We start from the raw sequence: 13,314 nt of genomic DNA, 5'->3' as shown, positions 1-13,314 counted from the left end.
CAGGTGTAGCGCGGTTAACACAGACTACACCTACCCACGGAGAGAGACATGGCAGAACGCCTAAATAATGACTTTCAGTTCCTGGATGTAGCACGCCAAGATCCAGAGAAAAAAGATCTAGTTGTCCGCAAAGCAGAATTTGTGGAAATTTATAAACCGTTTACAGCTGAAGTTGCAGCAAATCAAACTCACCGTTGCTTAGGTTGCGGTAACCCATATTGCGAATGGAAATGTCCAGTACACAACTACATTCCAAACTGGTTAAAATTGATTGCAGAAGGTCGCATTTTCCAAGCGGCGGAATTATGCCATCAAACCAATACATTGCCTGAAGTATGTGGTCGTGTTTGTCCACAAGACCGTTTATGTGAAGGTGCTTGTACCTTAAATGACGGCTTTGGTGCAGTCACCATTGGTAATGCAGAAAAATATATCAACGATACCGCCTTCGCGTTAGGCTGGCGTCCAGATATGTCACACGTGAAATGGACAGATAAAAAAGTCGCAATTATTGGTGCAGGCCCTGCAGGTTTAGGCTGTGCTGACATTTTGGTCCGTAATGGTGTGAAACCCGTTGTCTTTGACAAACGTCCTGAAATTGGTGGCTTACTCACTTTCGGTATTCCAGAATTTAAAATGGAAAAAGACGTGATGAAACGCCGCCGTGAAATTTTCACGGGTATGGGTGTGGAATTCCGATTAAATACTGAAATTGGTACAGATGTGACCATTGATCAACTCCTTGCAGACTATGATGCTGTATTCATGGGTATGGGGACTTATACCTACATGAAAGGTGGCTTCGCAGGTGAAGATCTAAATGGCGTATACGATGCACTAGATTTCTTAATTGCCAACGTTAACCGTACTCAAGGTTGGGAAAAAGATCCTGCTGAATACATCAGCATGGAAGGCAAAAAAGTGATTGTATTGGGTGGTGGTGACACCGCGATGGACTGTAACCGTACCTCAATTCGCCAAGGTGCTGAATCCGTTGTATGTGCTTACCGTCGTGATGAAGAAAACATGCCGGGTTCTCGTCGTGAAGTAAAAAATGCGCGTGAAGAAGGAGTAGATTTCCAATTCAACCGTCAGCCAATTGAAATTGTGGGCGAAAATGGCAAAGTGACTGGTGTGAAAGTTGTTACGACCCAGTTGGGTGAGCCAGATAGCCGCGGTCGTCGTAGTCCTGAGCCTGTTCCAGGCTCTGAAGAAATTCTACCTGCTGATGCTGTTTTATTGGCATTCGGTTTCCGTACCAGTCCTGCAGATTGGTTTAGCACATCAAATATCAATATGGATGGTTCAGGTCGTGTAATTGCTGCTGAACAGCAAGAATTCAAATTCCAAACATCAAATCCGAAAATTTTCGCAGGCGGTGACATGGTACGTGGTTCTGACTTGGTGGTGACTGCGATTTGGGAAGGTCGTCAAGCTGCTGAAGGTATCTTGGATTACCTAGATGTTTAAGTAATCAAGTTTTAGTCCTAAGACTCGATTCATTCAAAAAAACCCGCTTAAGCGGGTTTTTTTATTGTCTCGGATTTTGCCTGAAATGATAAGAACTTGGTGTCTACAGATAATTTCAAATCTAAATTGTTCGACAGCAGCTTAATTTGGCTAAATATGCAAATCTGCTTAGATTTTTTGCCATGTGTTGTACATCTTGTTATCGACATACTGCATGCATTCTTTGAATTTTTGAAAACTACAATGACTCAAGTGACGGCACAAAAAACATATCTCAATCGTCCTAAAGCCTTGGGAATTACCGTGCGTCGACCACAATTTAATCCTAAAGCCATACGGCGTCACTATTTTGCCAACTCACCTGTGATGTCGCATTTACTCACGGCATTGTCTTCGACATTTCCCATTGGAGAGCAGTTTTTTGTGCATAGTGTGAGAAATGTCCGCGATAAAATTACAGATGAAAAATTGCAGGCTGAAATTGCTGCGTTCATCGGGCAGGAGGCCATGCATTCTAAGGCGCATGCCGAATTTAATGATGCATGGCGTCGAGATGATTATAATTTAGATCGTTTCCAAGCTTGGCTTGCGCGCAAAGATAGCTATGTGAAAAGCCTACATCCCAAAATTCAACTGGCCATGACCTGTGCATTTGAGCATTTTACCGCTTTACTGGGTGGTTATATTTTAAGACATCCTGAAGTGTTGAGTACATTAGATGACGATGCCGTAAAACTTTGGGTCTGGCATGCGATTGAAGAAATTGAACATCGGGCCGTGGCTTTTGATGTCTATCAACATGTATATGGTGATGACAAAATTCGCCGCTTGATCATGCGCAGTGTGACCACTGGTTTTGCAAGTTTAACCTTCTATTCAGCAACACGCTTATTTATGCAAGATAAGAAAAAGAGCCTACCGAAAATAGGCGGAAATCTATTTGGTATCTATTTATTGGGCAAAATGTTTATCCAACTCCTGCCCGAATATTTATCCTATTACAAAGCCGAATTTCACCCAACTGAAATTGACTACAATAATCTAATCGCGTATTGGAAAAAGCGGTTGGCAGAAGACTATCATCATGCAAGCTTTGAGCAGCAACCGAATCAAATGCTATATAGCTAGAAAATAAACAATAATTGCCCTCAATTTGAGGGCATTTTTTATGAGGAAAAAATAACCTTTAAAAGGATGAAATCAGTCACAAAGAAAATACATAAGAATCATCAAAAATAAGGTTAGAATGAATTTATTTAAACAAATACAAATAAATACTTGAGGTTTAGGGATATGAATTTAGTTAAAAAAAGCATGCTCACTATCGCTCTAGTGAGTACATTAACCCTTAGTGGTTGTGGTTATAACACCTTACAAGTTAAAGATGAGGCAGTCACCGCAGCATGGTCTGAAGTACAAAACCAATATCAACGTCGTGCGGATTTGGTGCCAAATTTGGTCAATGTCGTGAAAGGCTATGCCAAACATGAAGAACAAGTGCTGACAGAAGTGACTCAAGCCCGTGCCAATGTGGCAGGATTAAAAGTAGATAAAGAAGTCTTGGAAGATCCTGCATTGTTCCAAAAATATCAAGAAGCCCAAGCACAGATGACCGGTGCATTATCACGATTGATTGCTGTGTCAGAAAATTATCCAGACTTAAAAGCCAACGAACAATTCCGTGATTTACAGGTTCAGTTAGAGGGCACAGAAAACCGTATCGCTGTAGCACGGAATCGTTACATTACCACGGTACAAGACTTCAACGGTTATGCACGCCAGTTCCCACAAGTGATGACAGCCAAAGTGATTGGAATGGATACCAAACCAAACTTTAGCGCTGAGCAAAGTGCACAAACCGCACCAAAGGTTGATTTTAACTAATCTGACTTGTTGTTACTGAGGGAATGCTGATGGTTCGATCTCAAAAATACAATTCATGGCGGCATATTGTTCAGTATTTTGTATTGTTTAGCTTGTTAGGTTTCGCTGCTGTTGTTCAAGCCGAAACTGCAACGGCTGTTGACAATTCGGATGCTGAAACTGTTGTTGTGGGAAAAATTTTAAAAGATCAACAAGCAGCAAATCAAAAAACCAATCCGATAGATGCGACAGCACAGCCCGAAATTAAAATTCAGCAACCACAAATTGCGAACGATATGGCAGAGGGTGAATCGATTCGTGGTTTACCTACATTAAATGAGCCTGTAATCGATCAGGCAAATTTGCTGACTGCCTCTGAAAAGCAAGCCATTAGCCAAAAAATTTTACAATTGCATGAGCAAGGTAAAGCACAAATTGGCGTCGTAATTGTACCAACGACAGGGCAGGAAGATATTTTTGACTATGCCATGCGCGTGGCTGAAAAATGGCAACTCGGTTCAGCTAAGCGAGATAATGGCATATTAATGGCGATTGCTGTGAATGATCGCCGCATTCAAATTTTAACAGGCTATGGCTTGGAAGGCATAATGCCAGATATTATTGTTAGTCGAATTATCCGTAACCAAATCACGCCATACTTTAAGCAAGCGCAATACGCTCAAGGGATTGATGCTGGCTTAAATGAAATCACCAATATATTAAATCAAGATCCTGAAGTTGCGGCACAGGCAGCGCAAGATTTAAAAGAACGTCAGGAACAAGCTTTACACGAGCAACAAGCCCAAGAAAAAACTTTGACGACCGCACTCATTATTTTGGTAGTCGGGATATTTGCCTCGTTTATTGTCGGGAAACGTTTGAGTGCATCGACAGCTGCTGTCGCTGGAACTGTAGCGGGCTTGGTTAATGGTGCAGGTTTATTAACGAGTTTACTGATGGGCGGAGCAATCTTCTTTTTGCTGATTACGGCTATCGCACAAACCATTTTCCAAATGTTCCTTGCGGGCGGTGTCGGTAGAGGTGGTCGCAGCGGAGGCGGCGGCTTTGGTGGCGGTGGATTTAGCGGAGGCGGTGGTGGCTTCGGCGGTGGGGGAGCATCAGGTTCATGGTAACGAAAACAGAAACGACAGAAATTGTCACTTGTCCAAAAACACAAGAAATTCATAAGCCAAGTTTTAAACGCTGGTTTAAACATTTCTTTTATATGCCTGCGGCGAATCGCTATTTTAATAAGCAGGATCAGCATGCTATTGCACAAGCAGTAACAGCAGCTGAGCAAGGACATGTAGGAGAGATTCAAGTGGTCATTGAAGGTCACATTCCTTCAAATCAAGCCTACTATCAAAATACCCGCGCGAGAGCTGAACAGCTCTTTGCTGAGCTAGGCGTTTGGGATACGGAATATAACAGTGGCGTTTTGCTTTATTTAAATTTGTGTGAGCGCCAAGTTGAGATTGTGATTGATCGTGGTATAAGACAAGCGACTGAAGCGCAAATTTGGCAAGAGATTTGTCAAAATATAATTATAAAAATGCAAAATAAAGATTATCGTGATGCCTTAATCAATGGTGTCGAAAACATTGGCAAGGTCATGAATGATTTTTATGCAGGCAAAACAATAGATCGAGCAAATGAACTTTCGAATGAACCTATAATATTGAGGTAAGAAAACAGCAGGAAAGTGACACAAATCGTCACTTTTATACACAAAAAGAGACGGAATATTTACAAAAATAAAAAATATTTTTTTAAAGTGCTGTTTTTTCTGTCATTTTCACTATAATAAATCTTGGCACGATCTGTGCTATTTATAAAACAAGCTACATAGCTTTATTAAATAATTAAATTAAAAAACATTTGTGGAGAATGTTATGAAATCAGTTCAAAAAGGTTTTACCCTTATCGAATTAATGATCGTTGTTGCAATTATCGGTATTCTTGCTGCGATTGCGATTCCTGCTTATCAAGACTACACAGCACGTGCAAAAATGGCTGAAGTTATTGCTCAAGCAGCTCCAGCAAAATTAGCTGTAGCAGAAACGGCAAGTTCTTTAGGTGCCTTATCTGGTGTTACTGCTACAAACACTGGCTATGATTTCCCAGGTGCTACTAACTACGTTAGTGGTGTTGCAATTGCTGCTTCAGGTGTAATTACTGTGGATTCTACTGTACCTAATGCATCAGGTGCCCTTGTTCTAACACCAACTGGTACAACTGGCAACTTAACATGGGTTTGCTCTAGTTCAGCTATCTCAGCAAAATTCTTACCAACCAATTGCCGTTAATAGAATATTGAAGAAAAAGAGGGCTATGCCCTCTTTTTTTGTAAGAATAGGTTAATAAATGCGACTTAATAATGATTTAAAATTTTGGTTATTCATAGCCTTATCCTCAACGATAGTTTTACAAATAACAGCTCTAATTCTTTTTAATACAAATATTTCATTAAATTTGTTTAATAAAAGTAATATATTTTTGAATTTAGGTAGTTTTTTAGGTGTTAGTGGGCTAATGTTCGCGTTAGCAAAACCTAAAAATATAAATTATAAAATTTTATTAATTTTAATATTATTAGGATGTGTTTTATATATATATATATATAATTTTAAACAAGATTTAGTTTTTTTTAGTCCTGTTAATAACTTAATGACAATTTTAAGTTTATTGGGTTTTATTATTTTTTTATTTAACTTAAAAGAATTATATTTAAATAAAAATAAAGAAAATTATCTTCTTTATTTTTATTTAACTTTACTTTTTATATTAATGGCCTTGTCAACTTCATCAGCCTTATCCATTACAAAGGTAATCTATCCTTTCACCTTTGATCAAATCATATATAAAATTGACTCAGCTTTTTTAAATATAAATATACCAATCGTAAATTTTTATGAAAAATCTCATCCAATAATTATCACGATAGTTATGGAAGCATATAGTCTATTATCTTTTTTACTATTTATGGTTGTTGCTTTATTTATAAGAGAGTCAAAACATGAAAAATATCATATAGTAAGAGTTTTAGTTGTACCATTTGGATTGGCTTTTATATGTTATAGCATAATACCTCTTACAGGCCCAATATATGCGTTTGGCACACAGTATTTTCCATCAAATATGCCAAACTCAAATGAACTTCTTGCAAATACAATTTTTGTAACTCCTGCCGCTAGAAATGCTATGCCATCTATGCACTTAACTGGTGCGCTTTTAATTTTTTTATTGACAGCAGCACTCAATAAAAAAATATATTTTTACGCATCAATATTATTTTTGTTTTTAACAGCTTATGCCACATTAGCATTAGGAGAGCACTATGTTCTCGATTTGGTTGTAGCATTACCATTTTCAGCCTTTATAGGTATTGGATTGGCAAATCCTGATAATTTTATATTCAAAAATAAAAAAGTTACTACCCTCTGGGTTGGGGCAGGTATAACGTTCACTCTATGGATGCTCATGCTATTAACATCAGCAGAATGGCTATCCAATAATTTATTATTGGTACAAGTATTTGCCTTTTGGAGTGTATTGGTAGCAACTATTTTATTCAGTATATATATCAAATATGTATGGAATGATACTGAACTAAAAATTCCTAGCTTGGAAATAGAGGATGCTAAAGAATTAGAAACATCGACTACCCCTCGCTGGGTGATTGGTGTATTTGTTGCTTCGGGTTTTGCAGGTTTATTGTATGAAGTGGTTTATGCAAAAAGTTTAGCAGTTACATTTGGTAGTACCTCTTTAGCTTCATATACTGTTTTAACAACCTATATGTCTGGTATGGCTTTGGGGGCTTGGTTAGGTGGGTATATTGCTGATAAAGTAAAAAAACCGCTTTTGTATTATGCAGGCATAGAAGCATTTATTGGTCTATATGCAGTTATTACCCCATTTTTATTTAAGTTCATTCAGAATATTTATGTTATATCTGTCACTGGATTATCCGCAGATGACCCATATGTAACATTTTTACGAGTGGCGTTGGGTGTGGTTGTTTTAGGTATTCCTACTATTCTGATGGGGGCAACTTTACCCATCATGTTTAAATATTTAAAACAACTCAACATCCAAAGTGATACAGCAATTAGCCGCCTATATAGTGCCAATGTGATCGGTGCTGCATTAGGTTCATTTGTAGGTGGATATTTCTTTATTTCTGCAATAGGACGAATCGGTGCGACTAATTTAGCTGCTGTCTTTAGTTTGATGATTGCGCTATATACTATAGAGCAGTTTAAAAAACAAAAAAAACAAACTCAGGAAATTAATGATCATCCATCTATCATTTCTCCAGTTTATGTACCAAAAATATTTGGCATAGTCGCACTAATTGTATTAACTGTTGGTGGAGCAGTTACGCTAGGCCTAGAAGTTGTTTCAATTCATATGCTAGCAGTAGTTGCTGGTAATAGTGTTTATGCTTTTGCCTTAATGCTTGCGGTATTTTTATTGGGTCTAGGTTTAGGCTCAATCTTTGGTAAAAAAGCACTTAACTATATAGATAGAACAACATTAATTGTTCTTGCCCAATGTGGAATTGCTGCATCTATTATTATTACAGCATTATTGTGGGATAAAATTCCTGCTTATTTTGCTAGTTTTGGTGAGATGCAAAACTATATTCATTTAGGATTTTGGGCAAGAGAGATTTTAAGAGGAGTAATTTGTGCTTTGGCCATGCTGCCAGCAACACTCTTTATCGGTGCAAGCTATCCTGCGGCAATGAGTTTAGCAGCGGATTGGTTGGGACAAGGTAGTGCAAGAGGTTTAGGTATTTCAAGCGCATTAAATACTATTGGTAATATATCTGGAGTCTTATTGGTAGGATTTTTATTGTTACCATTAATGGGTTCAAATAAGGTTTTTTTATTACTTGCTGTAATTTCATTAATCTTGGCGGTATTGGTATTATTATGCGTAATTAAAATAAATTATAAATTTAATCCATATACTGCTGGAGTTGTAACATCAATTTTTCTACTTTTTCTTATCTATCCAAAAAATTGGAATTTTACCAGTTTGGCACAAGGGGCGAATGTTTACTTTATGCCATCATATTGGGGAGATGTGATAGATCATACTGAAAGTATAGAAGGCGGCGTGACTTCCGTTACACGTAGTTCTGATGGAAAATATATAACATTACTAACTAATGGTAAATTCCAAGGGAATAATTCGGGAGAAACGCTAGCACAGGAATCCTTTGCTTTGATTCCTCTTATGCATAATAGTGAACGGAAAAGCGCTTTAGCCATTGGTTATGGTACAGGTATGACCGCTCGGGTATTACATGAGCAAGGCTTCGAAAACCTTGATGTTGTTGAGTTATCTAAAGATATTGTATTTATGGCAAATAAATATTTTTCTGATATCAACCATAATGTAATAAATCAATCAGGTGTGAATTTAATTTATACAGATGGTCGGAATTTCTTATTAACTCAAGATGAGAAATATGACTTAATTAGTTTAGAAATTACTAGTATTTGGTTTGCTGGTGCAGCAAATCTCTACAATAAAGAATTCTATGAGTTATCTCAAAAGCGATTAAATAAAGAAGGTGTTTTACAGCAATGGGTTCAACTACATCATATGCATCCGATTGATTTGGTGTATATTTTGAATACAGTTCGCTCTGTCTATAAACATGTGTGGCTTTATTCTGCTGGGGGGCAAGGCATTATTGTTGCCTCGAATAGTGATGAAGCATTAAAATCGCATAGCTTAAAATATCCTTATAATAATTTAACGATTGATGAACTAAAGAATAAAGAAAAATCCTTTAAAGAGTCTATCGTTTTGTCACCTAAAGGAGTAGATAATCTTGCAAATAATACAGATAAGACATTAAGTCGATTAATTTCGACTGATAGTAATTTATATTTAGAATACGCAACACCAAAAGGTAATGCTATTATGAGTGATAGTCTAAAAAATAATTTAGATTATCTTTCTAAATTTGAACCACATTAATTTTTATAGGTTTAAATATATTAGCTAAAGAAGTTGCTAATTAACAATTTAATTGATTCATTGAAAACCCGCATCTGCGGGTTTTTTTATAATTTTAAATCTGACTTTGAATATAATTCTCTATACCCACAGACTCAACTAAGTCTAATTGGGTTGTTGTCCAATCCAACCATTCTTCTTCTTTCTCTAAAATTTCTTGAACTAAATCGCGCGTCACATAGTCCAGTTGTTCTTCTGCAAGCTTCACAGTGGCTTGTATAGACTCAATATTCTCTTTGACTTTACGCACATCACAATTCAGTACTTCAACCGTGTGTTGACCAATATACAGCTTACCGAGGTGCTGTAAGTTTGGCAGGCCTTCTAAAAATAGAATACGTTCAATAATTTTGTCGGCATGCTTCATTTGACGGATCGATTCTTTATATTCAGCAGAACCCAGTTGTTCAATGCCCCAATCATTAAACATACGTGAATGAAGAAAGTATTGATTGATCGCAGTTAAATGATGATAAAGCACCTGATTTAACTGATTAATTACATCACGATTGCCTTTCATGTCAGACTCCTTAACTGCATGTATTTAAATGAATTCATTTAAAATTTAATTTCGACTAGAAATATCTTAAACAACAATAGGCGACTTTGCGAGTGTTTTATAGAACAGCAAATGAAAATCACAATCAAAACAATGAGCTGATGATATAAGTGCTTGCAAATAAAAACCCGCTTAGAGTCATAAGCGGGGGAGGAGGAATGGTCGAAGACCATTAAATTTATAATTATGGTTGTTGGGGGATTTAAAATTGATGTTAAGCGGCTATAGCAATACGTGCAGCGATTTGGGAAACTTCGTCACTGATGATCATGCGTGCTTCAGGTGCGCAGCGACCACAGCAAGTCCCAAGGTCAAGCATATCACGTACGTCACGATAGCTTTCAGCACCATTGGCGATAGCATCTTTAATATCTTGATCGGTAATACCACGGCACAAACAAACGTACATGAAAGTAAACCAAATGAATAATGGGATAAGTGATATTATTGATAATTATTATCGTTTGTCAATAAAAATCATTTAAAAAAACATTTAATGTGATTGGGTTTTTGAATAAAAAATGCCACTTGAGCGGAAATCTGAGTGTTGCTCAGATTAACGCGCAAGATTGATAGATTGTATAGAATTAAGTTTCAAAACTTATTTTAGAGAATTTGTGTTTTAAGCTATTGATTAATAATAACCACACCATCCATTTCTACTAAAGCACCTTTGGGTAGGCTCGCAACACCAAGTGCGGCACGTGCAGGGTAGGGTTGAGCAAAATACTCGCCCATAATTTGATTGACCAATTGGAAGTTTGAAAGATCAGTTAGGAAAATATTGAGTTTTGCAATATCGGCCAAAGAGCCACCAGCGGCTTCACACACTGCTTTTAAATTATCAAATACACGACGAATTTGAGCTTCAATGCCATCTACCAATTCCATGCTGTATGGATCCAAGCCAATTTGTCCTGATAAATACAAAGTATCGCCCACTAAAATGGCTTGTGAGTACGTACCAATTGCAGCGGGTGCATTTTCAGTATGAATTACTTGGCGGGACATCTATTTCTCCTATTATCATCTCAGAGATAAGTCAAACGATTTGTCTTATCTCTTGTTAACTGGCTACTTTCGCGGATTCAGTTATGGCAATGGGTTGTGCCAAACGGCTGATACGAGGGAAGCCAAAATGCATTCTTAAATTACGGATAACTTCGGCAATTTGTTTACGATTGTGTACAACGATATTAACGTAAGTTTTATCTTCGTGCGATCGAACAGTTTCAACACCGACTTTTTCTTTACGACATAAATAAATTAGTTCTGAAATTTGTTCATCATTTAATAACATGTTTAAGCAAAGGTAAGCAGTAAAGCTGATATCTTCACTATCTTCAGTTGTCCATTGTAATGGCATGATATTTTCAGGATGTTGCTGTTGTTCATGCAGTAAATTATGGCAACGTGCACGATGTACGATTAAACCGCGACGTGAAAGATGACCTTGAATAGGGTCGCCCAATACAGGATTGCAGCAATGTGCGTATTTCACATCAATGCCATCTGTCCCTAAAATTAAGCGTGATGAATTGTTTGATGTCTGAATCGTATCTTGGGAAAATAAATGATTGGCAACCAGCTGTGGGAGTAGATCTCCAACCGCAATTTGTTCAAATAATTGTTCTTTGTCATTTAAATGACGCCAATTGAGGAGATTTTCCCAGTCTGCAAGGCTAAGGTCGCTGACGGAACGATTAAATAGCTTTAACGCACGGTTTAATGCTTGTTGACCCACAAGACGCTGTTCGTCTTGGTCTTGATCTCGCAGGATATTTTGCAATGCCCGACGAGCTTTTTGCGTATTAATAAAACTGAGCCAATCAGGATTTGGTGTTGCAAGTACATCCGTGATGATTTCAATCACTTGACCACTGAGTAATGGGGTGGATAGTGGCTTAGTTTCACCGTTAATTTTTGCACCCACTGCATGGTTTCCAAGAAACAAACTTGCGGAGTAGGCAAAATCTACAGCAGTTGCCCCTTGTGGTAATTCATGTAAATGACCATGTGGGGTATAGACCCAAATTTTTTCCTGATGTAGATAATCTAGTAATTCACTAAAAGTGGTTTTTGCGCATTCACCATCAACCAGCACGTTGAGGTTTTGCATTGATGCTTGAATTGCGGAGCGGCAGGCTTGAGGAGCATTTTCACCCAACACAACGCCGAAACGAGCCGCTTTACGCATCAATTCAGTTTGAATGGTTAGAGAAAGCGTAGTTTTTTCGCCTTTTAGACGCAGCATCAAAGATTGGTTCCCACCGGGAAGGGGGCGACGAATATGATCCGCATAACTGAGAACTTTAAAGCTTTCTTTCAGGATCTCTGCTAGACGGTCACAGTCAGCAATGCTTTGTAGAATAATTTCAAAAGCATGGCTGTGAGTGAGTTCTTGTAAATCGATATCGTTTTTAACAAAGTGTCGCAGTAATTCAATATTATTATTTTTCTTTTTAATTCGACCTGTAATCTGGTGTTGTTCGAGTAGTGTGGTGAGATTATTTTCCCACTTGGTTTGATATTCGCAGCGTTTTGGTTTGGTTTGTAATAAAGCTTCTTGAACATTGTTATACATATCTAAATCAAGATTTTGATAACACAGATGCTCAAGGTTGTCGGCCATTTCATTCATGCCGACTAAACGTGCCATCGGCACAAAAATTTCAAATGTTTCTTGTGCAATACGCGCACGTTTATCTGGGCGTAAAGCACCTAAGGTTGTCATATTATGATAGCGATCGGCTAATTTAATAATAATGACACGTGGGTCTTGTAGAGTCGCTTGCAGAATTTTACGGAAGGATGCTGCTTTATTATATTCTTTATCGCTCGATTGACTCAGTTTGGTTACGCCATCAACCAATTCCGCTACAGTCAGTCCAAATTTTTCAGTGATATCTTGCTTGGTAAATTCGGTGTCTTCAATCACGTCATGTAGTAGGGCTGCCATGAGTGTTTCAGCATCAAGACGCATATGTGCCAAAATACAACTGACGGCAATCGGGTGTAAAATATAGGGTTCGCCACTTTTACGCGCCACGCCGTCATGGGCAGTATCTGCATAGTCGCAAGCTACAAGCACACGTTCGACATCACTTACGGAAAGGTAAGCGTCGATAATTGCATTTAACTGTTGCTTGGCTTGGCTGACCATTGGGCCTGGCATAGAACACCCTTTTACTGCTGATATTACGATTGGAACGGTTAATGCTTTAATGAAATGCATATTGAATGACTTGTCAATTTTTTATTGAAAAAAATGAAAATCTTTTTTGGGTTGCTTAGCACTTCTTAAGCTTATGTTATAACTGTTCTGAGCAAAATATTAAAGACAATCCATAAAAAAAGCCTAGTTAAAAACTAGGCTTTTTTTA

At 37.7% G+C, this 13,314-nt stretch carries 11 protein-coding genes; 7 read left to right on the top strand and 4 right to left on the bottom strand.

Going from position 1 to position 13,314, the window contains the following annotated elements:
- Nucleotides 1-48: 48 nt before the first annotated feature.
- From B9T33_RS07080 to B9T33_RS07050, 7 genes are all read left to right on the top strand, one after another.
- Nucleotides 49-1,470: an FAD-dependent oxidoreductase gene (locus B9T33_RS07080; protein ID WP_086178236.1), complete on the top strand. Its 1,422-nt coding sequence runs from the start codon at nt 49-51 to the stop codon at nt 1,468-1,470.
- 243 nt (nt 1,471-1,713) lie between these two features.
- On the top strand, nt 1,714-2,598 hold the full coding sequence (locus B9T33_RS07075; RefSeq protein WP_086178235.1) for a metal-dependent hydrolase: 885 nt from the start codon (nt 1,714-1,716) through the stop codon (nt 2,596-2,598).
- A gap of 165 nt (nt 2,599-2,763) precedes the next feature.
- On the top strand, nt 2,764-3,354 hold the full coding sequence (locus B9T33_RS07070) for a LemA family protein (protein WP_086178234.1): 591 nt from the start codon (nt 2,764-2,766) through the stop codon (nt 3,352-3,354).
- Between the two features lie 23 nt (nt 3,355-3,377).
- Entirely contained in the window at nt 3,378-4,466 is a 1,089-nt protein-coding gene (locus tag B9T33_RS07065; RefSeq protein ID WP_416202588.1) for a TPM domain-containing protein, read from the top strand.
- Nucleotides 4,460-5,020, top strand: a complete 561-nt coding sequence (locus B9T33_RS07060) for a TPM domain-containing protein (protein ID WP_086178232.1) — start codon at nt 4,460-4,462, stop codon at nt 5,018-5,020. Before B9T33_RS07065 ends, B9T33_RS07060 begins: the two co-directional genes overlap by 7 nt.
- A gap of 205 nt (nt 5,021-5,225) precedes the next feature.
- The gene (locus tag B9T33_RS07055) at nt 5,226-5,639 is read left to right on the top strand and encodes a pilin (protein WP_086178231.1); all 414 of its coding nucleotides are present in this window, start codon (nt 5,226-5,228) and stop codon (nt 5,637-5,639) included.
- A gap of 58 nt (nt 5,640-5,697) precedes the next feature.
- A complete protein-coding gene (locus B9T33_RS07050; RefSeq protein ID WP_086178230.1) occupies nt 5,698-9,333 on the top strand; it encodes a fused MFS/spermidine synthase in 3,636 nt (1,211 codons plus the stop codon).
- A 94-nt stretch (nt 9,334-9,427) separates the two neighbouring features.
- Here B9T33_RS07050 and bfr read toward each other — a convergent pair whose 3' ends face one another.
- From bfr to B9T33_RS07030, 4 genes are all read right to left on the bottom strand, one after another.
- The gene (bfr, locus tag B9T33_RS07045) at nt 9,428-9,892 is read right to left on the bottom strand and encodes a heteropolymeric bacterioferritin subunit Bfr (RefSeq protein ID WP_086178229.1); all 465 of its coding nucleotides are present in this window, start codon (nt 9,890-9,892) and stop codon (nt 9,428-9,430) included.
- A gap of 253 nt (nt 9,893-10,145) precedes the next feature.
- The gene (locus B9T33_RS07040) at nt 10,146-10,340 is read right to left on the bottom strand and encodes a bacterioferritin-associated ferredoxin (RefSeq protein ID WP_086178228.1); all 195 of its coding nucleotides are present in this window, start codon (nt 10,338-10,340) and stop codon (nt 10,146-10,148) included.
- A gap of 218 nt (nt 10,341-10,558) precedes the next feature.
- Complete coding sequence (locus B9T33_RS07035) at nt 10,559-10,942, bottom strand: RidA family protein (protein ID WP_086178227.1); 384 nt, start codon at nt 10,940-10,942, stop codon at nt 10,559-10,561.
- A 55-nt stretch (nt 10,943-10,997) separates the two neighbouring features.
- Complete coding sequence (locus tag B9T33_RS07030; protein WP_086178226.1) at nt 10,998-13,106, bottom strand: RelA/SpoT family protein; 2,109 nt, start codon at nt 13,104-13,106, stop codon at nt 10,998-11,000.
- Nucleotides 13,107-13,314: the final 208 nt, after the last annotated feature.

This window comes from Acinetobacter sp. ANC 5054 (genome assembly GCF_002135295.1).
Taxonomy (GTDB): Bacteria; Pseudomonadota; Gammaproteobacteria; order Pseudomonadales; family Moraxellaceae; genus Acinetobacter.
This window is presented reverse-complemented; position numbering and strand designations above follow the sequence as displayed.